Source organism: Streptomyces sp. NPDC006655 (genome assembly GCF_040703965.1).
Taxonomy (GTDB): Bacteria; Actinomycetota; Actinomycetes; order Streptomycetales; family Streptomycetaceae; genus Streptomyces.
Genome location: NZ_JBEYJU010000088.1, coordinates 1 through 23,069, shown reverse-complemented (window position 1 = coordinate 23,069; position 23,069 = coordinate 1). Strand labels below are relative to the sequence as shown.

The 23,069-nt window shown below is 71.5% G+C and carries 22 protein-coding genes and 1 pseudogene; 14 read left to right on the top strand and 9 right to left on the bottom strand.

Annotated features, from left to right (window positions below):
• Positions 1 to 132: 132 nt before the first annotated feature.
• On the bottom strand, positions 133 to 1,770 hold the full coding sequence (locus AB0958_RS34965; RefSeq protein WP_366894493.1) for a glycoside hydrolase family 20 protein: 1,638 nt from the start codon (positions 1,768 to 1,770) through the stop codon (positions 133 to 135).
• A 155-nt stretch (positions 1,771 to 1,925) separates the two neighbouring features.
• Between AB0958_RS34965 and AB0958_RS34960 the strand changes: the two genes are divergently transcribed.
• The 9 genes from AB0958_RS34960 (at position 1,926) to AB0958_RS34920 (ending at position 8,349) form a co-directional block, all read left to right on the top strand.
• Positions 1,926 to 2,474, top strand: coding sequence for a 2-oxo-4-hydroxy-4-carboxy-5-ureidoimidazoline decarboxylase (locus AB0958_RS34960; RefSeq protein WP_366894492.1), 549 nt, complete (start codon positions 1,926 to 1,928; stop codon positions 2,472 to 2,474).
• Positions 2,475 to 2,665: 191 nt separating this feature from the next.
• Positions 2,666 to 3,046, top strand: coding sequence for a succinate dehydrogenase, cytochrome b556 subunit (sdhC, locus tag AB0958_RS34955; RefSeq protein ID WP_366894491.1), 381 nt, complete (start codon positions 2,666 to 2,668; stop codon positions 3,044 to 3,046).
• A 5-nt stretch (positions 3,047 to 3,051) separates the two neighbouring features.
• Positions 3,052 to 3,534 (top strand): succinate dehydrogenase hydrophobic membrane anchor subunit, encoded by a 483-nt coding sequence (locus AB0958_RS34950; RefSeq protein WP_366894490.1) that lies wholly within the window; start codon positions 3,052 to 3,054, stop codon positions 3,532 to 3,534.
• Between the two features lie 17 nt (positions 3,535 to 3,551).
• Positions 3,552 to 5,306, top strand: a complete 1,755-nt coding sequence (gene sdhA / locus AB0958_RS34945; RefSeq protein ID WP_366894489.1) for a succinate dehydrogenase flavoprotein subunit — start codon at positions 3,552 to 3,554, stop codon at positions 5,304 to 5,306.
• Complete coding sequence (locus tag AB0958_RS34940) at positions 5,306 to 6,085, top strand: succinate dehydrogenase iron-sulfur subunit (protein WP_366894488.1); 780 nt, start codon at positions 5,306 to 5,308, stop codon at positions 6,083 to 6,085. Before sdhA ends, AB0958_RS34940 begins: the two co-directional genes overlap by 1 nt.
• Positions 6,086 to 6,186: 101 nt before the next feature.
• Positions 6,187 to 6,597, top strand: coding sequence for a VOC family protein (locus AB0958_RS34935; RefSeq protein ID WP_366894487.1), 411 nt, complete (start codon positions 6,187 to 6,189; stop codon positions 6,595 to 6,597).
• Between the two features lie 94 nt (positions 6,598 to 6,691).
• A complete protein-coding gene (locus tag AB0958_RS34930; RefSeq protein WP_366894486.1) occupies positions 6,692 to 7,099 on the top strand; it encodes a hypothetical protein in 408 nt (135 codons plus the stop codon).
• The gene (locus tag AB0958_RS34925; protein ID WP_366894485.1) at positions 7,096 to 7,596 is read left to right on the top strand and encodes a DCC1-like thiol-disulfide oxidoreductase family protein; all 501 of its coding nucleotides are present in this window, start codon (positions 7,096 to 7,098) and stop codon (positions 7,594 to 7,596) included. The genes AB0958_RS34930 and AB0958_RS34925 overlap by 4 nt, the downstream gene beginning before the upstream one ends.
• A gap of 9 nt (positions 7,597 to 7,605) precedes the next feature.
• Entirely contained in the window at positions 7,606 to 8,349 is a 744-nt protein-coding gene (locus tag AB0958_RS34920) for a TetR family transcriptional regulator (protein WP_366894484.1), read from the top strand.
• Here AB0958_RS34920 and AB0958_RS34915 read toward each other — a convergent pair whose 3' ends face one another.
• Entirely contained in the window at positions 8,350 to 10,764 is a 2,415-nt protein-coding gene (locus AB0958_RS34915; RefSeq protein ID WP_366894507.1) for an MMPL family transporter, read from the bottom strand.
• Positions 10,765 to 10,939: 175 nt separating this feature from the next.
• Here AB0958_RS34915 and AB0958_RS34910 point away from each other — a divergent pair, with 175 nt between their 5' ends.
• Both AB0958_RS34910 and AB0958_RS34905 read left to right on the top strand, forming a co-directional pair.
• A complete protein-coding gene (locus AB0958_RS34910) occupies positions 10,940 to 11,629 on the top strand; it encodes a response regulator transcription factor (RefSeq protein ID WP_366894483.1) in 690 nt (229 codons plus the stop codon).
• Entirely contained in the window at positions 11,626 to 13,059 is a 1,434-nt protein-coding gene (locus AB0958_RS34905) for a HAMP domain-containing sensor histidine kinase (RefSeq protein ID WP_366894482.1), read from the top strand. Before AB0958_RS34910 ends, AB0958_RS34905 begins: the two co-directional genes overlap by 4 nt.
• A gap of 30 nt (positions 13,060 to 13,089) precedes the next feature.
• Here the strand turns inward: AB0958_RS34905 and AB0958_RS34900 are convergent, their stop codons facing one another.
• The 3 genes and pseudogenes from AB0958_RS34900 to AB0958_RS34890 all read right to left on the bottom strand — a co-directional run bounded on the left by AB0958_RS34900 (position 13,090) and on the right by AB0958_RS34890 (position 16,480).
• A complete protein-coding gene (locus AB0958_RS34900; protein ID WP_366894481.1) occupies positions 13,090 to 14,631 on the bottom strand; it encodes an ABC transporter substrate-binding protein in 1,542 nt (513 codons plus the stop codon).
• 215 nt (positions 14,632 to 14,846) lie between these two features.
• Positions 14,847 to 16,224, bottom strand: a pseudogene (locus tag AB0958_RS34895) (metallophosphoesterase).
• Between the two features lie 16 nt (positions 16,225 to 16,240).
• Complete coding sequence (locus AB0958_RS34890) at positions 16,241 to 16,480, bottom strand: SCO4848 family membrane protein (RefSeq protein WP_132891339.1); 240 nt, start codon at positions 16,478 to 16,480, stop codon at positions 16,241 to 16,243.
• A gap of 91 nt (positions 16,481 to 16,571) precedes the next feature.
• On the opposite strand from AB0958_RS34890, the gene AB0958_RS34885 reads away from it, so the two are divergent.
• On the top strand, positions 16,572 to 17,852 hold the full coding sequence (locus AB0958_RS34885) for a D-alanyl-D-alanine carboxypeptidase (protein ID WP_366894480.1): 1,281 nt from the start codon (positions 16,572 to 16,574) through the stop codon (positions 17,850 to 17,852).
• Here the strand turns inward: AB0958_RS34885 and AB0958_RS34880 are convergent.
• The 4 genes from AB0958_RS34880 to AB0958_RS34865 all read right to left on the bottom strand — a co-directional run bounded on the left by AB0958_RS34880 (position 17,800) and on the right by AB0958_RS34865 (position 20,643).
• The gene (locus tag AB0958_RS34880) at positions 17,800 to 18,705 is read right to left on the bottom strand and encodes a YihY/virulence factor BrkB family protein (protein WP_366894479.1); all 906 of its coding nucleotides are present in this window, start codon (positions 18,703 to 18,705) and stop codon (positions 17,800 to 17,802) included. The two genes, AB0958_RS34885 and AB0958_RS34880, sit on opposite strands and share 53 nt — an antisense overlap.
• The gene (locus AB0958_RS34875) at positions 18,693 to 19,118 is read right to left on the bottom strand and encodes a GtrA family protein (protein WP_366894478.1); all 426 of its coding nucleotides are present in this window, start codon (positions 19,116 to 19,118) and stop codon (positions 18,693 to 18,695) included. The genes AB0958_RS34880 and AB0958_RS34875 overlap by 13 nt, the downstream gene beginning before the upstream one ends.
• Complete coding sequence (locus AB0958_RS34870; protein WP_366894506.1) at positions 19,115 to 19,978, bottom strand: decaprenyl-phosphate phosphoribosyltransferase; 864 nt, start codon at positions 19,976 to 19,978, stop codon at positions 19,115 to 19,117. The genes AB0958_RS34875 and AB0958_RS34870 overlap by 4 nt, the downstream gene beginning before the upstream one ends.
• A 140-nt stretch (positions 19,979 to 20,118) precedes the next feature.
• Positions 20,119 to 20,643: a phosphatase PAP2 family protein gene (locus AB0958_RS34865; protein WP_366894477.1), complete on the bottom strand. Its 525-nt coding sequence runs from the start codon at positions 20,641 to 20,643 to the stop codon at positions 20,119 to 20,121.
• Positions 20,644 to 20,794: 151 nt separating this feature from the next.
• On the opposite strand from AB0958_RS34865, the gene AB0958_RS34860 reads away from it, so the two are divergent.
• Both AB0958_RS34860 and AB0958_RS34855 read left to right on the top strand, forming a co-directional pair.
• Positions 20,795 to 22,177 carry an FAD-binding oxidoreductase gene (locus AB0958_RS34860; protein ID WP_366894476.1) on the top strand — a complete coding sequence of 461 codons (1,383 nt, stop codon included), beginning with the start codon at positions 20,795 to 20,797 and terminating at the stop codon, positions 22,175 to 22,177.
• A 22-nt stretch (positions 22,178 to 22,199) separates the two neighbouring features.
• Positions 22,200 to 22,955, top strand: coding sequence for a decaprenylphospho-beta-D-erythro-pentofuranosid-2-ulose 2-reductase (locus AB0958_RS34855; RefSeq protein ID WP_366894475.1), 756 nt, complete (start codon positions 22,200 to 22,202; stop codon positions 22,953 to 22,955).
• Positions 22,956 to 23,069: the final 114 nt, after the last annotated feature.

Genomic DNA, 23,069 nt, shown 5'->3' with positions numbered 1-23,069 from the left:
TTCCCCTTACTGCGTGCGAGGGACCGGGAGTGTCACAGCGGTGCGCGGCACACCGGGACCGGGAACGCGAAGAGGTGGATTTCGGCCAACCCGGCACCGACGCGCGCGGCGGGTCGTGCGCACCCGGTCCGGTCAGCCCAGCTCGTTCGCGAGACCCTTGAACGCGCTCCAGGACATCGCCGGGGTGCCCGGGTCCCAGAGCTTCTGGGCGGTGGCCCGCAGCGGCATCCGGATGCCGGCGGCGACCTGGTCCTGGGTCTGGGAGTTCGCCAGGTCGCACCAGACCGCGAAGGACCCGCCGAGGATCTGCGCGTCGTACTTCGCGGGCACGGCGGTGGTGCCGCGCAGCACGCGCGGGGTCCACTGCTCGTAGATCCGCCGCCCGGTCGGGTAGACGAAGGTGTTGGGCTCGCCGAGCACGTAGTAGAGGAACTCGTCGTTGTAGTTGAGCACCTTGCGGCCGGCGCTCAGGTACTCCACCGGCTGCCGGGCGCCGATCTCCTTGCCGGTCCAGTAGGCGACCTGGAGGTCGTCCGCGGGCCGCACGGAGGTGCCGCGGAGGAAGCCGTCGTTCCAGGCCCGCAGCGTGCGGTCGTGTGCCCGGACGGTGTCGGCGCGGTCGTTCAGCCAGCCGGTGGTGAGGTCGGCGACGGTGCCCGAGGCGCCGTACGCCTTCCGGGCGGCGGCCGCGAGCTGCGGGAAGGAGGCCTGCGGGTCGGCGACCGTCAGGGCCTGGTACTCGTCGCCGCCGAGGTTCCAGTAGGAGCCGGGGAAGAGGTCGGCGTACTCGCCCAGCAGATCGTCGACGATCCCCGCAGCGGCCGGCTCGGAGATGTCGACGGCCCCCCTGGTGGCGGTCCCCCGCGCGCTGCGCAGCTGGAGGCCGGGGTGGGCGGCGAGGACGGCCCCGAGGTGTCCGGGCGAGTCGATCTCGGGAACGACCTGGATGTGCCGCCCGGCCGCGAGGGCGACGATCTGCTTCACCTGGGTCTTGGTCAGGTGGTCCCGGGAGACGATCTCGGGGTGGGTGGCGGACTCGATCCGGAACCCCTGGTCGTCGGAGAAGTGCAGTCCGAGCTCGTTGTACTTGAGATCGCCCAGCTCTCTTATCCGGGCCTCGATCCAGCCGGCGGTGAACGGCTTGCGCGCGATGTCCAGCATGAACCCGCGCCGCAGCTTGGCCGGCTGGTCCCTCACCACCCCCTCGGGGGCCGTACCGCCGCCGTGCACCTCCTGCTTCAGCGTCCGGGTGCCGTAGAAGACGCCCGCGTCACCCGGCCCGCTGATCCGCACCACCCCGCCGCGCACGGTCATGGTGTACGACTCCGGGTCCCCCGTGCCGCCGAGGTCGAGCCGCACATCCCCCGGCCGGACGTCCTCGTCCGTGCCCTTCCGTCCGGCGTAGGACAGGCCGAGTTCGCCCGCCGTCAGCCGCCCCTCGTCGGCCAGTGCAGCGTCGCTCACCACGACCCGGTAGCCCTTCTCGGGGCGCCAGCCCGGCCCCCGGGCCGCCGTGTGGGAGCGGACGGCGGGGATGGTGCGCGGCGCCTGGGAGAGGGGGTAACTACGGGTGGGGCTGGGGCTCGCCGCCCGGCTGCCGCCGGACGGCCGCCCGGCCGGCCCCACGGCGCGGCCGTCGTCGCTTCCTCCGGAGGAGGCCCACACCCCGATGCCCGTACCGAGCGCGACCGTGCCCACGAAGGCCGCGGCAACCACCGCCCGCCTTCGCGCGCCCTGTCGTGCCGAGGGCCTGCGCCTGTGCTGGCTCACTGTCCCAACCTACGACGCGCCGACCGCACGGCTGTCATCCCCCCGCTCGGAAACTCTCCCGTTCGGGTGAGATCGAGGCAACCGACCGACACGGTGTGAACGTCCTCGATAACGTCTACGACACATATCTCTCAGCTTCCCCTGCCACATCACCTGTGACGCGAGGACCCACGCTGCCCGCCGACCGCCCGTCCCGTCTCCCGACCCCGCTGGACGCCTTCAACGCCGCCCCCGCGGAGCAGGTCGGCGCCCTGCTCGTGCAGTGCCTGCACAGCCCGCGCTGGGCCCGCCGGATCGCCGAGCACCGCCCCTACCCCGACGTGGACTCCCTGCTGGCCGCGGCGGACGAGGCCACGTACGACCTCTCCCCGACGGACCTCGCCGAGGCCCTCGCGAGCGAGTCCCTGCCGGACCTCCCTGAGGACACCTACTCGGCAGCCACCACGGCCCTGACCGCGGCCCACGCGGCCTATGAGGCCAAATTCGGACACGTGTTCGCGATCTATCTGGGCGACGTTCCGCCCACCGAGTCGCTGGACCGCGTCCTGGAAGGCATCCGGTCACGTTTGACAAACGATCCGGAGGAGGAACGAGTCGTGGCGGCCGAGGAACTCCGGCGCCTGGCGGGCGGACGGCTGGCCGAGAAACTGAGGGGCGCGGGGAACTGCGCGACCAGCCCCAACGCGCCCGCACCCGGCAAATAACCGGACAACCCACCCCCGACGCCCCCCGGCTAACCCATCCGCGTGCCACTTTGATCACACCGGTAGGCCCGGCGTAAGCCCGGCGGCAGCGCCTCGCTACGATGCTGGGGGCCGGTGGACCGTACCCGGCCGGGCCCGACCGACAGCACAAGCCGGCGTGGCTCCGATACCCCGCTCCCGGAGGGACTTCCGTGCCGGCTGGAACGCTGTACCGCGGCCGGGAAGGAATGTGGTCCTGGGTGGCTCACCGAGTCACCGGCGTCCTCATCTTCTTCTTCCTGTTCGTTCACGTGCTGGACACCGCTCTCGTCCGCGTCTCCCCCGAGGACTACGACAAGGTCGTAGCCACGTACAAGACGCCGATCGTCGGACTGCTGGAGTACGGCCTCGTGGCCGCCATCCTCTTCCACGCCCTCAACGGCCTGCGTGTCATCGCCGTCGATTTCTGGTCGAAGGGCCCGCGCTACCAGAAGCAGATGCTCTGGACGGTCGTCGGTGTCTGGGTCGTCCTGATGGCCGGGGCCGTCTACCCCGTTCTCGGCCACGCCGCTCGTGTCCTGTTCGGGAGCTGACGCAGATGTCGACCACTGAAACCACCGCATCGGGCGTCGGCCCCCTCGAGGGCGCCCCCCTCTACGGCGTCGACAACCCGGCCCCCCTCATCGAGGCCCCCCGCAAGCGCACCAAGAAGACCCCGCGCTCCACGCGCGGCAACTTCGAGATGGCCGCCTGGCTGTTCATGCGCCTGTCCGGCGTCGTGCTGGTCGTGCTGGTCCTCGGCCACCTGCTGATCCAGCTGGTGCTCGACGGCGGCGTCTCCAAGATCGGCTTCGCGTTCGTGGCCGGCCGCTGGGCGAGCCCGTTCTGGCAGGTCTGGGACCTGCTCATGCTGTGGCTCGCGATGCTGCACGGAGCCAACGGTCTGCGCACGATCATCAACGACTACGCGGAGCGCGCGAACACCCGGCTGTGGCTGAAGGGCCTGCTCTACACGGCCACGGTGTTCACCATCCTGCTGGGCTCGCTGGTGATCTTCACCTTCGACCCGAACATCCGTTAGGCACGGGGCTGCGAATCATGAAGATCCACAAGTACGACACCGTCATCGTCGGCGCCGGTGGCGCGGGCATGCGCGCGGCCATCGAGTCCACGAAGCGCAGCCGCACCGCGGTCCTGACCAAGCTCTACCCGACCCGCTCCCACACGGGCGCCGCGCAGGGCGGCATGGCCGCCGCGCTGGCCAACGTGGAGGAGGACAACTGGGAGTGGCACACCTTCGACACGGTCAAGGGCGGTGACTACCTGGTCGACCAGGACGCCGCCGAGATCCTGGCGAAGGAGGCCATCGACGCCGTCCTCGACCTGGAGAAGATGGGCCTGCCGTTCAACCGGACGCCGAACGGCACCATCGACCAGCGCCGCTTCGGCGGTCACAGCCGCAACCACGGTGAGGCGCCGGTCCGCCGGTCCTGCTACGCGGCCGACCGCACCGGGCACATGATCCTCCAGACGCTGTACCAGAACTGCGTGAAGGAGGGCGTGGAGTTCTTCAACGAGTTCTACGTCCTGGACCAGCTGATCACCGAGGTCGACGGCGTCAAGAAGTCCTCCGGCGTGGTGGCCTACGAACTGGCGACCGGCGAGATCCACGTCTTCCAGGCGAAGGCCGTCATCTACGCCTCCGGCGGCACCGGCAAGTTCTTCAAGGTGACGTCGAACGCGCACACGCTGACCGGTGACGGCCAGGCCGCGGTCTACCGCCGCGGGCTGCCGCTGGAGGACATGGAGTTCTTCCAGTTCCACCCGACCGGCATCTGGCGCATGGGCATCCTGCTGACGGAGGGCGCCCGCGGTGAGGGCGGCATCCTCCGCAACAAGGACGGCGAGCGCTTCATGGAGAAGTACGCGCCGGTCATGAAGGACCTCGCGTCCCGTGACGTCGTGTCCCGCTCCATCTACACGGAGATCCGGGAGGGCCGCGGCTGCGGTCCCGAGGGCGACCACGTCTACCTCGACCTCACCCACCTCCCGCCGGAGCAGCTGGACGCGAAGCTCCCGGACATCACCGAGTTCGCGCGCACCTACCTCGGCATCGAGCCGTACACCGACCCGATCCCGATCCAGCCCACCGCGCACTACGCGATGGGCGGCATCCCGACCAACGTCGAGGGTGAGGTCCTCAGCGACAACACCACCGTCGTGCCGGGCCTGTACGCGGCCGGCGAGGTCGCCTGTGTCTCCGTGCACGGCGCCAACCGCCTGGGCACCAACTCGCTCCTCGACATCAACGTGTTCGGCCGCCGGGCGGGCATCGCGGCCGCCGAGTACGCGCACACCGTCGACTACGTGGAACTCCCGGAGAACCCGGCCGAGTTCGTGGTGTCCCAGATCGAGCGGCTGCGCACCTCGACGGGCAACGAGCGGGTCGCCACGCTCCGCAGGGAGCTGCAGGAGACCATGGACGCCAACGTCATGGTGTTCCGCACCGAGCAGACGATCAAGACGGCGGTCGAGAAGATCGCGGAGCTGCGCGAGCGCTACAGGAACGTCTCGATCCAGGACAAGGGCAAGCGGTTCAACACGGATCTGCTGGAAGCGATCGAGCTCGGCAACCTGCTGGACCTCGCCGAGGTCATGGCGGTCTCCGCGCTGGCCCGCAAGGAGTCCCGCGGCGGTCACTACCGCGAGGACTACCCGAACCGCGACGACGTCAACTTCATGCGCCACACCATGGCGTACCGCGAGGTGGGCGACGACGGCACCGAGTCCATCCGTCTCGATTACAAGCCGGTCGTCCAGACCCGCTACCAGCCGATGGAGCGTAAGTACTGATGGCAACCCCCGTTCTGGACAAGGCGGACGCGGCCGGCCGGCCCGAGCCCGGCTTCGCCGACTCCCCGTACATCACCGTCACCTTCCGGGTCCGCCGCTTCAACCCCGAGGTCTCCGCGGACGCGGTCTGGGAAGACTTCCAGCTGGAGATCGACCCGAAGGAGCGCGTCCTCGACGGTCTCCACAAGATCAAGTGGGACATCGACGGCACCCTGACGTTCCGCCGTTCGTGCGCGCACGGCATCTGCGGTTCGGACGCGATGCGGATCAACGGCAAGAACCGCCTCGCCTGCAAGACCCTCATCAAGGACATCAACCCCGAGAAGCCGATCACGGTCGAGCCCATCAAGGGCCTGACGGTCCTGAAGGACCTCGTGGTCGACATGGAGCCGTTCTTCCAGGCGTACCGGGACGTCATGCCGTTCCTGGTCACGAAGGACACGAACGAGCCCACCCGGGAGCGCCTCCAGTCGGCCGAGGACCGCGAGCGCTTCGACGACACCACGAAGTGCATCCTGTGCGCCGCGTGCACGTCGTCCTGCCCGGTCTTCTGGAACGACGGCCAGTACTTCGGCCCGGCGGCCATCGTCAACGCGCACCGCTTCATCTTCGACTCGCGTGACGAGGCGGGCGAGCAGCGTCTGGAGATCCTGAACGACCGCGACGGCGTCTGGCGCTGCCGCACGACCTTCAACTGCACGGACGCCTGCCCGCGCGGCATCGAGGTCACCAAGGCGATCCAGGAGGTGAAGCGGGCGCTGATCACGCGCCGCTTCTGATCCCGGTCCCGCCCGGACCACGAGGGCCCCGCTTCCTGCCGGAAGCGGGGCCCTTGCGCGTGTCTGCCGCCGGGGCGGGCGGGTGGTTCTAACCTGACGGTATGTCAGATGAAGAGTCGTACGAACTGCTCGGGTTCGACAACGTGCTGCTCCCGGTCGGGAGCCTCGCCGACGCCGTCGCCTTCTACGAGCGGGCCGGATTCACGGTCGGGTTCCGGTTCGACGAAGCGGGGATCGCGCTGCTGAAGGTCGGGGGCGAGACGCCCGGGATCCTGCTGCGGACCGAGGAGGGGCTGGGGCACCGGACGCCGGTGTGGGCCGCGCCGCGGGTGTGGCTGGAGGTGCCGGACGCGCGGGTCGCGGCCCGGAGGCTGGCGGCCGCCGGGATCCGGCCCCTCGACGAGCCGTTCTCCGTGGCCACCGGATGGACCGTGGAGATCGCCGACCCCTGGGGGAACGTCCTCGGGTTCACCGACTACAGCAAGCGGCCGGCCCTCGCGCGACGGGCGTGAACGGGGCCACTCCGCAACCGAGTTGAACACGTTCAAAAGCAGGTCTACAGTCATCCCTGCCAGCGTTTTGAACGCGTTCAAGAAGGGGTGGGGCATGGACCGTACCGTCATCGCCTACGTCATCTACCTGCTCGTCAGCATCGGCCTGACCATCTGGGTGGCCCGCACGCTCAGCCGCAACGGGCGCATCTTCCTCTCCGACGTCCTGCACGGCAACGAACAGCTCGCCGACGCCGTGAACCACCTGCTGGTCGTCGGCTTCTACCTGGTCAACCTCGGCTTCGTCGCCCTCTACCTGCACACCAGCGGCACCATCGACGACACCCGCGGCATCTTCGAGGCCCTGTCGTCCAAGCTCGGGGTCGTCCTGCTGGTGCTCGGCGTGATGCACCTGGGCAACGTGTACGTGCTCAACCGGATCCGGCGCCGCGGGATCATGGAGAAGGAACAGCTCCCGCCCGTCCCGCCGCAGGGCTGGACCGCGCCGGCGGCCGGGGCGTGAGCGCCGTGCCGACGACGGCGGACCGAGACGTCCGGCGCGTCCCGGTCCGCGGGCTCACCGTGCTCTACGACGCCGAGTGCGCCCTCTGCACCCACCTGCGCGACTGGCTCGCGCGCCAGCCGCAGCTGGTCCCGCTGGAGCTGCTGCCGGCCGGTTCGGACGAGGCCCGGACCCGCTTCCCGGATCTGGACCACTCCGCCACCTTCGACGAGGTCACCGTCGTCGGGGACGCCGGGCAGGTCTACCGGGAGACGGCCGCGTGGATCGTCGTGCTGTGGGCCCTGCGCGAGCACCGGCCGCTCGCCCACCGGCTCAGCACCCCGGCCGGGGCCAAGCTCGCCCGGGGCGCGGTGCTCGCCGCCGCCTGGTGGCGCGGCGGACAGGGCCAGGGAGACGGCAAGCCCTTCCGGCGCGTGGACGGGTGGGTGTACGAACCCGGCGTCGGGTGGATCTACGATCCCCCGGGCTGTGCCGGTGGCGTCTGCGCGACTCGTTAGGCTCTGTCCGTGTCCGCGAAGAACGACGGTCCCGTCGAGGCCCATTCCCCCAGCAAGTCCGAGCAGACCCGTGCGCTGATCCTGGAGACGGCGATGCGGCTGTTCCGGGAGCGGGGCTACGAGAAGACCACGATGCGGGCCATCGCCACGGAGGCGGGGGTCTCGGTCGGCAACGCCTACTACTACTTCGCCGGCAAGGAGCACCTGATCCAGGGCTTCTACGACCAGCTCGCCGCCGAGCACCGGGTGGCGGTCCGCGAGGTCCTGGACCGGGAGACGGACCTGGAGGCGAGGCTCGCGGGGGTGCTGAAGGTGTGGCTGGACATCGCCCGGCCGTACCACGAGTTCGCGGTCCACTTCTTCAAGAACGCCGCCGACCCCGACAGCCCGCTCAGCCCCTTCTCCCCGGAGAGCGAGCACGCGCGCGAGGAGGCGATCAGCGTGCACCGGGAGGTGCTCGCCGGGGCGAAGACCAAGGTGGCGCCCGAACTGCGGGACGTGCTGCCCGAGCTGATGTGGCTCTCGCAGATGGGCCTGGTGCTGTACTGGATCTTCGACCGCACCGAGGGCCGCGAGCGCAGCTACCGGCTCGCCGAGCGCGGCGCCCGGCTGACCGCGCGAGGCGTCTCCCTCGCGCGGTTCCGGGTGCTGCGGCCCCTGGTGCTGGAGGTGCACGAACTGTTCACGGACTTCCTGCCGGGGATGACCCGGGCGCTGCCGGACCCGGGCGGCCGGGGCCGCCGGAGCGAGTGATCAGGTCCGGTTGACCGCGTCCAGCTCCCCCTCCTCCGCCAGCTCCACGTCGTACGGCAACGGCCCCCGCTCCACCGTCACCTGCCGGGCCTGCGAGCCGTACGACGGCGCGGTCACCGCCAGCTCGTAGGCGCCCGGGGCCGGGACCGAGACGATGTAGGAGCCGTCCGCCAGCGACGTCACGTGGTCCAGCCGGCGGCCGCCCGCGGACGTCAGCGTCACCGACGCGCCCTCCACCGCCTCCCCGTCCGGGGTGCGGACGAACCCGTGGATCACCGAGGCCGGGCCGCCCGGTTTCCGGGGCGCCGGGATCTCCTCCGCGGGCTCCACCGCCAGGTGCGGCAGCCGCTTGTCCAGCCAGGCCGGCAGCCACCAGTTGGACGCGCCCAGCAGGTGCATCGCCGCCGGGACCAGGGCCGTACGCAGGACGAAGGCGTCGAGCGCGACCGCCGCCGCCAGGCCGACGCCGGCCATCGCGGCGCCCGAGTCGCCGCTGAGGACGAAGGCCAGGAAGACGCAGACCATGATCAGGGCGGCGGAGTTGATGACCCGGCTGGTCTCCGCCAGGCCGACCCGTACCGCCCGCGCGTTGTCCCGCGTGTGCACCCACTCCTCGTGCATCCGGCTCACCAGGAACACCTGGTAGTCCATCGAGAGCCCGAACAGCAGGGAGAGCATGATGACCGGGAGGAACGCGTTGATCGGGCCCTCCTTGCCGAGGCCCAGCAGGTCCAGGCCCCAGCCCCACTGGAAGACCGCCACCAGGACCCCGAAGGACGCCGCCGCCGCGACCAGGTTCATCAAGGCCGCCGTCAGCGGGACCACCAGGGAGCGGAAGGCGACCAGGAGCAGCAGGAAGCCCAGGCCGATGATGGTGCCGATGAACAGCGGCAGCCGTTCGCCGGTCACCGTCGCGAAGTCCTTGGAGACCGCCGTCACGCCGCCCACGTGCGCCTGCGCGCCCGACTGCGGGATCACCCGGTCGCGCAGGGTGTCGATCAGGTCGTCGGTCTCCTTGGACTGGGGTGAGGTGGTCGGGACCACCTGGATCACCGTCACGCCCCGGGCCGGGGGCAGCTCGGCCACCCGCGCGACGCCCGGGGTCGACTCCAGGCCCTTGACCAGCCTCGCCGTGTCGCCGCCCACCCCGACCACCTGGAGCGGGCCGTTGAAGCCGGGCCCGAAGCCCTCGGCGAGCAGGTCGTAGGCCTTCCTGGTGGTCGTGGACGCGTCGTCGTTGCCCTGGTCGGTGGCGCCGAGCCGGAGCGAGAGGACCGGGACGGCGAGGACGGCCATGACGACCAGGGCCAGCGCCGCGATGCGCCGCGGGCGCTTCTGCACGTTCGCCGACCAGCGGGCCGCCAGGCCGCTCGCCTTCTCCGGCTCGGGGCCCTCGGCGGCCAGCCCCCGGCGCTGGCGGCGGCTGAGGACGCGCGGGCCGAGGAAGCCCAGCAGCGCGGGCAGCAGGGTGGTGGCCGCGAGGACGCTCAGGACGACCGTCAGCGAGGTGCCGATGACCACGCCGTCCAGGAAGCGCAGCCGGGTGACCAACATGCCGGCCAGCGCGATGCAGACCGTGCCGCCCGCGAACAGCACCGCCCGGCCCGAGGTGTTCAGGGCGGTGACGGCCGACTCCTCGGGGTCCAGGCCGCGCAGGATGCCGCGCCGGTGCCGGGTGACGATGAAGAGGGCGTAGTCGATGCCGACGCCGAGGCCGATCAGGGAGGCGAGCAGCGGGGCGATGTCGGGGATGTCGGTGGTGTGGCTGAGGAGCTGGGTGGAGAACAGGCCCATGCCGACGCCGAAGACGGCGATCGCGATGGGCAGGGTCATCGCGAAGAAGGACCCGAACGCCAGGAAGAGCACGACGGCCGCGGCGACGATGCCGACGATCTCCGACAGGCCCTGTGGCGGCTCCTGGACACGCTGGATGGCCTGGCCGCCCAACTCCACCTGGAGACCGGTGCGTTCGGCGCCGTGGGCGGTGTCGACGACCTTCTGGACGAGGTCCTTCGGGATTTCGTTCGCGCGCTGGACGAAGGTCAGCTGCGCGTACGCGATCGTGCCGTCCCGGCTGACCTGCGCGGCCCCCCGGGCGCCGGCGTAGGGACTGGTGACCGCGCCGACGCCGGTCATCTTCGCGATCCTGTCCAGGGCCGGCTGGACGCGGCCGCGGACCGCCGGGTCCGTCACCGAGCCGTCGGTGACCTTCCACACCACGGTGTCCGTGTCACCGGAGGTGGCCGGGAAGGCCTTCTGCATCAGGTCGTACGCGGTCTTGGAGTCCGTGTCGGGCAGGGAGAAGACGTTCGCGTAGTTCGTACCCGCGGACGAGGCCGAGAAGCCCACGCCCAGCAGTGCCCCCACCCACAGCAACAGGACCACCAGCCGGTGCCGATAGCACCACCGTGCCAATGCCGTCACGCTCAACAGCTCCTTGGAGTTCGTCGGTTCTGTTCGGTCGGTCCCCCAGGTCCTGGGCACCAGGATCGGCGGCGGGCCGCGCGCCGGGACGCTCGACGCGCGCACTCTCAAGGAACTCCAAAGCTGCGCGCCCCCGGCCGTCGGCGTGGGCGCCGATACTGGGGGCATGACGGCTCCAGGCAGCACCGTGCTGATCGTGGAGGACGAGCCGAGCATCGCGGACGTCCTCGCCATCGCCCTGCGCTACCACCGGTTCGAGGTGATGACGGCCGGTACGGTCCAGGGCGCCCTCGCGCTGGCCGGGCGCACCCGGCCCGACGCGGCCCTGCTCGACGTGATGCTGCCGGACGGCGACGGGCGGGCGCTCGCCCGGGAACTGCGCGTCCGGCAGCCCGACCTGGCCCTGGTCTTCCTGACCGCGCGGGACGCCCCGGCCGAGATAGTCGGCGCCCTCGACTACGGCGACGACTACATCACCAAGCCCTTCAACATCGACGAGGTCGTCGCCCGCATCCGGGCGGTGCTGCGCCGCACCCGCCCGGCCGACGTCATCCAGCAACGGCCACCGCTGCGCTACGGCGACCTGGAGCTGGACGAGACGTCGTACTCGGTGCACCGCGCGGGCCGCACGGTCGAGCTGACCCCGACCGAGTACGCGCTGCTGCGCTTCCTGGTGCGCAACGCCGGCCGGATCGTCCCCAAGGAGCAACTGCTCAGGCACGTCTGGCAGTACGAGCACGCGCCGTCGGAGTCCACCGTCGTGGAGACCTACATCAGCTACCTGCGGCGCAAGCTCGACACCCTCGGGGCACCGGTGATCACCACCCGGCGGGGCGTCGGGTACGGCCTGGCATGAACCTTCGCGACCGCGGGCACCGGCACGGGCTGCACTCCCTGCGCGGCAAACTGACCCTGGCCAACGCCGGACTGCTCGCCGTCGGCATCGTGCTGGCGACCGCGGTGAGCATCATGGGCATGCGGCTGTACCTGCTCGACCAGGTCGACTCCGAACTCCTCAAGACCCGCACCTCGCTGAGCGGTTCGGGGCTCACCCTGCGGCAGGTCGACTCGCTGACCGCGCTCGGCGTGGTCCGCGAGCGGATCACCCCCGCCGAGTCCGACCCGACACCCGACTCGATCTTCACCGTGGTGGGCGGCGACGGCCGGGCGGTCACCGTCTTCGACCTGAAGCCGACGGACGCCCAGCGCGCCCTCGCGGCCGCCGTGCCCGACCCGCGCGCCCTCGCCGCCGCGCCCGGCCCCCGCGACATCGACGTGCACGGCGCGGCCTACCGGGTCACGGCGACCCGGCTCGCCGACGGCCCCTACATCCTGCTGGCCTCCTCGACCGAGCTGCTGCACAAGGGCATAGCGAAGGCGCTCCGGCTGGACTTCGCCGTCGGCACCCTGCTGCTCGCGCTGCTGTGCTGCCTGACCATGTACAGCGTGCGGCGGCGGCTGCTGCCGCTCGAGGACATGGTGGAGACCTCCTCGGCGATCGCCGAGGGCGACCTCACCCGGCGGGTGCCGTCGAGCCACCATCCGACGCAGGAGGTCGAGCAGCTGCGGCTCGCCCTCAACTCCATGCTCCACCAGGTGGAGACGGCGTACCGGACGCGGGAGCACAGCGCGGCCCAGCTGCGGCGGTTCGTCGCCGACGCGTCGCACGAACTGCGCACGCCGCTCGCCGCCATCCGCGGTTACCTCCAGCTGTACGACCAGGGGATGCTGAGCGAGCCCGGGGAGCGACGGCGGGCCTGGGACCGGATGCACGGGGAGGTGGACCGGATGGGACGGCTGGTGGACGAACTGCTGCTGCTCGCGCGGCTCGACCAGCGGCCGGAGATCCGGTTCCGGCACGTCGACGTGAGCCGGCTGGCGCGGGAGGCGGCGGAGGATCTGCGGGCGCAGCAGCCGGGCCGGCGGGTCGTCGTCTCGGCCGACGGGGCGGTGCTGGTGCGGGCCGACGAGTCCGGGCTGCGGCAGGTGCTGGGCAACCTGCTGGCCAACGTCCGGGTGCACACGCCGGTCGAGGCCGCCGTGCGGCTGGGGGTGGAGCGGGCGGACGGGGTGGTGCGGGTGTGCGTCGCCGACGAGGGGCCGGGGCTCGGGGAGGAGGACGCGGGGCGGATCTTCGACCGGTTCTTCCGGGTGGGCGGCGGCGACGGGAGCGGGCTGGGGATGGCGATCGTGCAGGGGGTGGTGGAGGCGCACGGCGGCGAGGTCGCGGTGCGCACGGCGCCCGGGAAGGGGCTGGCGGTGACCGTCACGTTGCGGTCGGCCTGAGTCCCGGGCGCGTGCCGTCGGCGATCCGGCTCAGATCCAGTTCAGACTCCACAGGCGGAACACGCCCGTGCTGTCCGTGAGGTACTGGGCGCCGCCGACGTCCTCGCTGCTGAGGACGTAGTCGGTGCGCTGCCAGAGCGGGATCAGCGGGACGTCGTTCGCCACGTCCGTCTGGACGCTGCGGAAGTCCTGTTCGGCCTGGCTGCGGTCGGCGTACTGCTGGCTGTGCTGGAGGAGGTTGTCGACGGCCGGGTTGCTGTAGCCGGTGCTCATCACGGAGTGGCTGCCCACCAGGGAGGCGCCGAAGGTGTCCGGATCGGGATAGTCGGCGACCCAGCCGACCGCCCAGGCGTCCATCTTGCCCGCGGCCCACGACTTCTGGAAGTCGGTCCACTCGTAACCCTTGACGTCGACCTTGAACAGGCCGCCCTTCTCCAGCTGCTGCTTCAGGACGGCGGCCTCCTCGGCTCCCGCGCCGCGCCCGATGCCGTACCCGAAGGAGAACTCGACGGGGGTGCTGACCCCGGCCTGGGCCAGCAGCGCCTTCGCCTTGGCGACGCTCTGCTCCGGGTAGTCGTCGAAGAAGGACGTGGTGTGACCGGTGAGGCCGGCCGGGATCAGCGAGTACAGCGGCTGCACCGTGCCGTCGTACACGGACGAGGCCAGGTCCTCGCGGTCGACCAGCCAGGCGATCGCGCGGCGGACGAGCACGTCGTGCAGGGGCGACTTCTTACGGGTGTTCAGGTACAGATTGCGGGTCTCGGAGCTGTCGGACTCCAGGACGCGCTGGTTGGGGTCGCTCGGCGAGAGCTTGGAGACCGTGGCGGGCGGCAGCGTCCGGGTCGCCACGTCGACCTGCTTGGCCTTGTAGGCGGCGGCGAGCTTGGCCGAGTCGGCGTAGTAGCGCAGTTCGACGGGGCGTCCGCTGCCGCTCAGGTCGCCCTTGTAGTGCCCGTTGGGTTGCAGGTCCGCCTGCTTGTCCTTGGTGTACGACGTCAGGGTGTACGGACCGGTGCCGTCCACCGAGGTGCCGGTGCGCAGGCTGTCCGCCGGGTACTTGTCCTTGTCGACGATCGCGCCGGCGCCGGTGGCCAGTTTGAACGGGAAGGTCGCGTCGGGCGACGACAGGTGGAAAGTGACGGTCCTGCCGTCGGCGGTCACCGAGCCGAGGGTGGACAGCAGGGAGGCCGGGCCGACATCGGAGTTGATCTTCTTGACCCGGTCGAAGGAGTACTTCACGTCCTCGGCGGTCATCGCCCGGCCGCTCGGGAAGGTGATCCCGTCCCGCACCACGCAGCGGTACGTCCTGAGGCCCGAGCCCGTGAACGAACAGCTCTGGGCCGCGTCCGGGACCGGCTGGGCACCGCCCGGCTCGAAGGTGAGCAGCGTCTGGAAGACGTTGTTGTACAGCGCCCAGGAGCCGGCGTCGTAGGCGCCGGCCGGGTCGAGCGAGGTGACGGCGTCCGTCGTACCGACGGTGATCGTCTTGTTCTTGTTCTCCTGCGACGGCAGCAGCTGCCAGCCGCCGATCCCCGCGATCGCCAGGACGACGAGGGTCACGAGAATCCGCATGCGAACAGATCGCACGGTTGGTGCCTCCCCACAAACGCCACTCCCCTAAGTGACGCGGCTCACCTAATCACAGGTGTTTCAGGTGGGGGAAGAGCGATCTGACTAGATGAGGAAGAACTTACCGAGCGCTCGTTTCGGCCGGATTTCACAGCGGCTTCACAGAAGCGGCACGGGGAGGGCGCGGGAGCCCGCGGAGGCTCGCGGGAGCGTTCCGGTCAGGCGTGCCGTGACGCGAGTTCGATGACCGTGATGTCGGACGGGGCGCCCACCCGGGTCGGCGGGCCCCAGGCGCCGGCGCCCCGGGAGACGTACAGCTGGGTGTCGCCGTAGCGGTCCAGGCCGGCGACGGTCGGGTTGGCCGCCGCGGCGACGAGGTCGCCGGGCCAGAGCTGGCCGCCGTGGGTGTGACCGGAGAGCTGGAGGTCGACGTGGTGGCGGACGGCCTCGTGGATCTGGACGGGCTGGTGGGCGAGGAGCACGCAGGCGCGTGCCGGGTCGCGGTCGGCCAGCGCGCGGTCGAAGTCCGGGCCCTGGCCGGTGGTCTCCCCCGCGAGGTCGTTCACGCCGGCGAGGTCGAAGTGGGCGAGTTCGGTGCGGGCGTTCTCCAGGGGGTGGAGGCCCAGACTGCGTACCTCCTCGACCCTCCCCCAGTGCCTTAAGGGCCTGGGGGGACCCCCAGGCGGCACCGGAGAAGTACTCGTGGTTGCCGGTGACGAAGTAGGCGCCGTGCCGCGCGGACAGCCGGGTGAGCGGGGCGGCCGCCGGGCCGAGGTCCTTCACGCTGCCGTCCACGAGGTCGCCGACCACCGCGATCAGGTCGGGCCGGGTGGCGTTGATCGTGTCCACGACCCGCTGCGCGAAGCCGCGGCCGAGGACGGGGCCCAGGTGGATGTCGCTGACGACGGCGATGCGGTAACCGTGGGCGGCCCTCGGGAGTTTGGCGAGGGGGACGGTGACGCGCTTCACACCCGGGCCGCGGAGGACGCCGTAGGTGCCGAGGCCGACGGTGGCGGTGGCGGCGGTGGCGGCCGCGCCGCCGATCACCCGGGAGACGAAGAGGCGGCGGGTGGGGGCGGGGGCGGGGGTCGGATGCTGAGTGCGGGCGGGTGGGAGGATTTCGCGCAGTTCCTCCCCCAGCCCCCGGCCGGGGGGACCCCCAGCGCCCCGATGGGGGCTGCCGGTCGGCGCCGACAGTTGCGGTGCGTCGGGGCTGGTCGCGCCCACGCGGCGGTAGCCGCACATCGCATACAGCTCCGCGCCCCTGAGGGGGCGCTTCAGGGAGCGCTGCTTCAAGGCTCGGGTCAGCAGGGGACGGACGGCTTCCCCCGCCACCACCGCCAGCAGCAGGTACAGGGAGAGCGCCATCCACAGGAAGCCGGGCCAGGCCAGAATGCGCTGGAGGAGGAACGGGGCGTGGCCGACCTCGGCGAAGAGGGCGGCGAACATCAGGACCGGGCCGACGACGAAGAGCACCGTGCCCGCGCGACGCGCCCGTCCCGGCCCCGTCGTCGTGTCCCGCACCAGGCGTCGCCACAGGTACCCGTACAGGACCGCCACCACGACCAGGGCGACGAGCCCGACGACGATGATCACCCCGGTGTGCCTCTTCCTATGACGTACGGCGCAGTGCGCGGACTCCGCGCAACCCGATGACCCCGATGACCGTCCCCAATACGAAGGACACGACGGCCAGTGTCAGGTGGATCCAGAAGTACGCCGTGGGACTGCCGTCATGGAAGGCGAGTCCGCTGCCGTCCTTGACGAGGTTTTTGACGAAAGTGATCCAGATGAACCAACTCCACACCCCGAAGGCGAGCAGGAACCAGGAGACCGGACGGCTGAGTTTCACGCAGTCAGTATCGCCGTTCGCTGTCCGGTTCCGATTCCGGGGTGGGGTCGGTGGTGGGACTTCGCCCTCCGTGCCGGGTACGTTCTCGTCCGTGCCCGCACCGAAACCGAGGACCGGCCGATCTCTGCTGGTCACCTCCGCCGCCCTGCTGTCCTTGTCGCTCACCGCGCCGGCCGCGCTCGCCGCGCCGAAGCCCTCGACGAGCCCTTCGGCCACTCCGCCGGCGAACATGTCGACGGTCGGCGGTGCCCGGCTGGGCCGCCCCGGCACCCAGGTGGATCTCGGCGCCGGGGCGCCGGTGCTGCCGAAGGACATCACCGCCCGTTCCTGGATCGTCTCCGACGCCGAGTCGGGCGAGGTGCTCGCCGCGCACAACGCGCACTGGCGGCTGCCCCCGGCGAGCACCCTGAAGATGCTGTTCGCCGACACCGTGCTGCCCCGGTTCCCGAAGTCGACCACGCACAAGGTGGTGCCGGCCGACCTCGCGGGCATGGGCGCCGGTTCCAGCCTGGTCGGGATAAAGGAGGGCCAGACGTACACGGTGCACGACCTGTGGCTCGGGGTCTTCCTGCGTTCCGGAAACGACGCCGTGCACGTGCTGTCCGCGATGAACGGCGGGGTCGGGCAGACCGTCAAGGACATGCAGGACCACGCCGACGAACTGCAGGCGCTGGACACGCACGTGGTGAGCCCGGACGGGTACGACCAGCCGGGGCAGGTGTCGTCGGCCTACGACCTGTCGCTGTTCGCGCGTTCGGGGCTGCAGAAGAAGGACTTCCGGGAGTACTGCTCGACCGTCCGGGCGAGCTTCCCCGGCGACACGACGAAGAACGCCAAGGGCAAGTCGGTCCGGGGCTCCTTCGAGATCCAGAACACCAACCGGCTGCTCAGCGGTGACTCCGACGTGTCGGTGTACCCGGGCATCGCGGGGGTGAAGAACGGCAACACCACCAACGCGGGCGCCACCTTCACCGGCGTCGCCGAGCGCGGCGGCAGGGTGCTGCTGGTCACCATGATGAACCCGGCGAAGAAGGAGCACAACGAGGTCTACAAGGAGACCGCCAAGCTCTTCGACTGGGGGTTCCAGGCGGCGGGCAAGGTGACTCCGGTGGGTGAACTCGTCCCGCCCCGGGGTGCGGTGGCTTCCACCACCCAGCCGGGGGCGACCCCCTCGGCGACCGCGGCCGGTGCCGGTACGGCGAAGGACGCCGGGTCGAAGCCGGTGGCGGCCGCCTCCGCAGGCGGCTCCAGCGGGGTCGGGGTCGCACTGGCGGTCACGGGCGGGGCGCTGGTGCTGCTGGTGGGTGCGGTGTTCCTGGTCAACCGCCGCTGGCCGCTGCCGGATCTGGTACGCCGCCGGACTCGGTCCTGACCGCGGTGCCGCTCTCCGTGGCCGTCCAGGAGGCGCAGAACAGGACGAGTTTCGAGGTGAAGTTGATCCACAGCAGCAGGGCGACCGGCACGCCGAACGCGCCGTACATGCTCTTCGCGGCGATGCCCTGGATGTAGCCGCTGAGCAGCAGTTTGAGGAGTTCGAAGCCGACGGCGCCGATCAGGGCCGCGACCAGCAGCCTGCGGCGCGTCGGTTCGACTCCGGGCAGCAGGGTGAGGACGTAGAGCAGCAGCAGGAAGTCGGCCACCACGGCGACCGCGAACGCGACGATGCGCAGCAGCAGGCTGCCCCAGCCGTGTTCGGCCAGGCCCAGTTGCCGGGACGTCCAGCCGACCGCCGCCGAGGCGATCGTGGACACCGCGAGGGTGGCGAGGACCGCGCCGCCGAAGCCGAGCAGGATGCCGCCGTCCTTGAGCTTGGCGAGGACCGGGTTCTCGTCCTTGTCGGCCAGCTCCCACACCGCGCGCAGGCAGTCCCGCATCTGCCCGACCCAGTTGATGCCGGTGAACAGCAGGACGGTGCCGGCGATCAGCCCGACGGCGCCGGCGTTCTGGACCAGCGCGTTGACGTCCAGCTGGTCGGAGATGCCGGGCACCTGGTCGGCGATCTTGGTCTGGAGGTCCTTCTGCTGCGACTCGCTCAGCGTGGCGGCGGCGGCCGCGGCACCCACGGTGAGCAGCGGGAAGAGCGAGACGAAGCTGATGAAGGTCATCGCGGCGGCCAGCCGGGTCCACTTCACCCGGTCCAGCCGCTCGTACGACCGCCACGCGTGCGTGGTCATCAGCCGGCCCACCAGCGGGCCGATGAAGGGAAGCTTGCTCAGCCAGTCCATGATCCCACTCTGCCCCCTGACCGGAACACCAATGTGCGGGTACCCCAGAAGCGCAGAAGTGTGGCCAGCGCCATGCCGACGACCGCACCGGAGACGGTGTCGGCGCGCTGCGAGGTGAGGCCGAGTCCGTAGTGGCTGACGGCGAGGCAGAGCAGTTGGACGAGGGCGCCCGCGAGGTTCACGGCGACGAAGACGGCGTAGGCGCGCACGCCGGTGGCGCGGGTGTGGCGGTAGGTGCCGCAGGCGTTGCCGAGGTAGGCGACCGTGCAGCCGGCCACGAAGGACAGGGTCTTGGCGGTGAGCGGGTCGAGGGCGGCCGGGCCGCGCAGGAGGCTGAAGAGGGCGAGGTCGGCGGCGTAGGCGAGCAGACCGACGGTGGCGAAGCCGATCAGCTCACGCCGGTGCGCGCTCACCAGTGGGCCACCGCGAGGGCGTACATGGCCAGCCAGGCCAGGCCGATCAGGGCGAGGGCGCGGTCGCGCAGGACGACGTCCTCGGGCTCGCCCGCGGTGCCCCGGTCGGCGAAGACGGCGTAGCGCAGGATCGCCAGGATGAAGGCGACCATGGACAGCTGGCGCCAGGGCAGCAGGCCGGCGGCGGGTCCCCCGTGGCCCTCCAGGGCCCACAGGCAGTAGGCGAGGACGGCGACCCCGGCGGCGAGCTGCCAGACGAAGCGGAGGTAGCCGGTGGTGTACTCGGTGAGCAACGCGCGCGTGGCGCCCGACTTCCCGGCCATCTGCACGGCTTCCGAGTAGCGCTTGGCCGACACCATGAAGAGCGCGCCGAAGCCGGTGGTGATGAGGAACCAGCGGGACAGCGGGATGCCGAGGGCGAGCCCGCCGATCATCGCCCGCATCAGGAACCCGGTGGTGACGACGGCGAGGTCGACGACCAGGACGTGCTTCAGGCTGACGCAGTAGGCCAGTTGCATGGCGAGGTAGGCGATCAGGAGGACGGCGACCAGGGGTGGGGCCAGCCGGGCCGCGAGCAGTGGTCCCAGGGCCGCCAGGACGCCTCCCACGGTGTAGGCGACGGGGACCGGGACCTGGCCGGCGGCGACCGGGCGGCGGCACTTGACGGGGTGGGCGCGGTCGGCCTCGGCGTCCCGGGCGTCGTTGATCAGGTAGACGGCGGCGGCGCAGGCGGTGAACAGCGCGAAGACCAGGGCCTCGCGCAGCAGGGCGGGTACCGAGAACAGGCGCCCGGCGGCGGCCGGGGCGGCGATGACGAGGACGTTCTTGACCCACTGCTTGGGGCGGGTGGTCTTCAGCAGGCCCGTGAGGAGGAGGCCGGGGGCGAGGTGCGCGCGTGCCGGTCCGGACGGCCGGAGGGGGTGGCCGCGCTGTTCGTGCAGTGTCGTTTCGGCAGACGTCTCGCCGGCGAGGGTCCCGTCGGCCGCGTGGGCGGTCTCGGTCACGGCCGCCTCCCCGGGTGCGGGGCGCCGGGCACTCCCTCGCGCATCCAACGCGCTCCCGCGCGCGCCGTCAGCGCCCCCAGCGCCGCGCCCGCCGCCACGTCCGTCGGGTAGTGCACGCCGACGACCAGCCGGGAGAGGCACACGGCGACCGCGAGGGGCGCCAGGCCGGACGCGCCGAGCGCCCCGAAGGCGACGGCGGCCGCCGTCGCGGAGGTGGCGTGCGAGCTGGGGAAGGAGTGTCGGCCGGCGGTCCGCACCCGGGGCCGTACATGCGCGGGGCGCGCCCGTCGTACGACCCGTTTCACGGCCATGCTGCCGAGGTGCGCGACCGCGACCAGCGCCGTGCCGCGCAACCAGGCGCCGCGCCGCGCGCCGTCCACGGCGGCCCCGGCGAGGCCCGCCGCGAGCCAGAGCGCACCGTGCTCCCCGGCGAGGGAGAGACCGCGCGCGGCCGACGCGACGCGTGGATCGGCGCCGCAGGCGTGCAGCGCGGTCAGGATCCGGTGGTCCATGTCGTCCATTGGACTCACTGTTCACCTTCACGCGGCCAAAGCTACGACCCTATTGAGCGACATTCGGACAATCACCCGTTTCGGGGAGTCAGGTGATCTTCCTTAACCAATCACCCGTAACACCCATAACCACCCATACGGCAGGGATACGGTCGTGCCCATGCCTGGAAAGCCCGGCGGACCCACCGCGCCCGAAGTCACCGTCCCCGTCAGCGGCTGGGGCCGCACCGCCCCCACCGCCGCCCGCCTGATCCGCCCCCGTACCTACCAGGAGGCGGCCGACGCGGTCCGTACCTGCGGGGTGCGCGGCGGTATCGCCCGTGGCCTCGGGCGGGCGTACGGCGACGCGGCGCAGAACGCCGGCGGCGCCGTGCTCGACATGACGGGTCTCGACCGCATCCATGCCATCGACGCGGACGGCGGCACCGTGCTGTGCGACGCAGGGGTCTCGTTGCACCGCCTGATGGAGGTGCTGCTGCCGCTCGGCTGGTTCGTCCCGGTGACCCCGGGGACCCGCCAGGTGACGGTGGGCGGCGCGATCGGCGCCGACATCCACGGCAAGAACCACCATGTCTCGGGATCGTTCTCCCGTCACGTGCTGTCCTTCGAACTGCTCACCGCCGACGGCCACGTCCGCACGGTGAGCCGCGGCACCCCGCTGTTCGACGCGACGGCCGGCGGCATGGGTCTGACCGGAGTGATCCTCACGGCGACCGTCCGCCTCCTCCCCGTCGAGACGTCGTACATGTCCGTCGACACCGAACGCGCCACCGATCTCGACGACCTGATGACCCGGCTCACCGACACCGACCACCGCTACCGCTACTCGGTCGCCTGGATCGACCTCCTCGCGCGCGGGGCGGCCACCGGGCGCGCGGTGCTCACGCGCGGCGACCACGCCCCCCGGGAGGCGCTCGGCGAGCACACCCGCGCCGGGCGTGCCCCCCTCGCCTTCCGCCCCCGCACCCTTCCCGCCGCCCCCGCCTTCGTCCCCGACGGCCTCCTCGGCCGCACCACCGTGGGTCTGTTCAACGAGGTCTGGTACCGCAAGGCCCCCCGGGCCCGGATGGGCCGGCTCCAGCGCGTCTCCGCGTTCTTCCACCCCCTGGACGGCGTCCCGCACTGGAACCGCGTCTACGGCCGGGCCGGATTCGTCCAGTACCAGTTCGCCGTCGGACACGGCCGGGAGGACACGCTGCGCCGGATCGTGGCCCGGCTCTCCGAGCACCGCTGCCCGTCCTTCCTGGCCGTCCTCAAACGCTTCGGGGACGCCGACCCCGGCTGGCTCTCCTTCCCCGTGCCCGGCTGGACCCTCGCCCTGGACATCCCGGCCGGCCTGCCCGGCCTCGCCGCCCTCCTCGACGGACTGGACGAGGAGGTGGCGGCCGCCGGTGGCCGCGTCTACCTCGCCAAGGACTCCCGGCTGCGCCCCGAACTGCTTGCCGCGATGTACCCGCGGCTCGCCGAATTCCGCGCCCTGCGGGCGGAGTTGGACCCGCGCGGGGTGTTCGTCTCCGACCTGTCCCGCCGTCTCGGTCTCTAGCCCCCCGTCTTCAGGAGCTGTCGTGAAGGACGCCTTCGGAATGCCCCAGTCGCTGCTCGTCCTCGGCGGTACGTCCGAGATCGCGCTGGCCACCGCCCGCCGGCTGATCGCCCGCCGCACCCGCACGGTGTGGCTCGCCGGCCGCCCCTCCCCCGCGCTCGACCGGGCCGCCGCGCACCTGCGCACCCTCGGGCCCGACGTCCACACCGTCCCCTTCGACGCGCTCGACCCCGAGTCCCACGAGCCGGCCCTCGGCAAGGTCTTCGCGGAGGGCGACGTCGACGTGGTCCTGCTGGCCTTCGGCGTCCTCGGCGACCAGGCGGCCGACGAACGCGAGCCGCTCAGCGCCGTACGGGTCGCGCAGACCAACTACACCGGCGCCGTCTCGGCGGGCCTGGTGAGCGCACGCGCCCTGCAGGCCCAGGGCCACGGCTCCCTGGTGGTCCTGTCGTCGGTCGCCGGGGAGCGGGCCAGGCGCTCCAACTTCATCTACGGCTCCAGCAAGGCGGGCCTGGACGCCTTCGCCCAGGGCCTGGGCGACGCCCTGCACGGGACGGGCGTGCACGTGATGGTCGTACGGCCGGGCTTCGTACGGTCGAAGATGACGGAGGGCCTGGAGGAGGCCCCCCTGGCGACGACCCCGGAAGCGGTGGCGACGGCGATCGAGACGGGCCTGCGACGGCGCTCGGAGGTGGTGTGGGTACCGGGCGCCCTGCGGGTGGTGATGTCGGCCCTGCGCCACGCACCACGGTCGGTGTTCCGACGGCTGCCGATCTAGAGGGGTCTACCGGAGCGCCCCCTTCGGGGGCGCTGGGGGTCCCCCCGGCCGAAGGCTGGGGGAGGAACTGCGCGAGCAACCACCCTCAACCCGCAGCTACCGACTGGCGATACT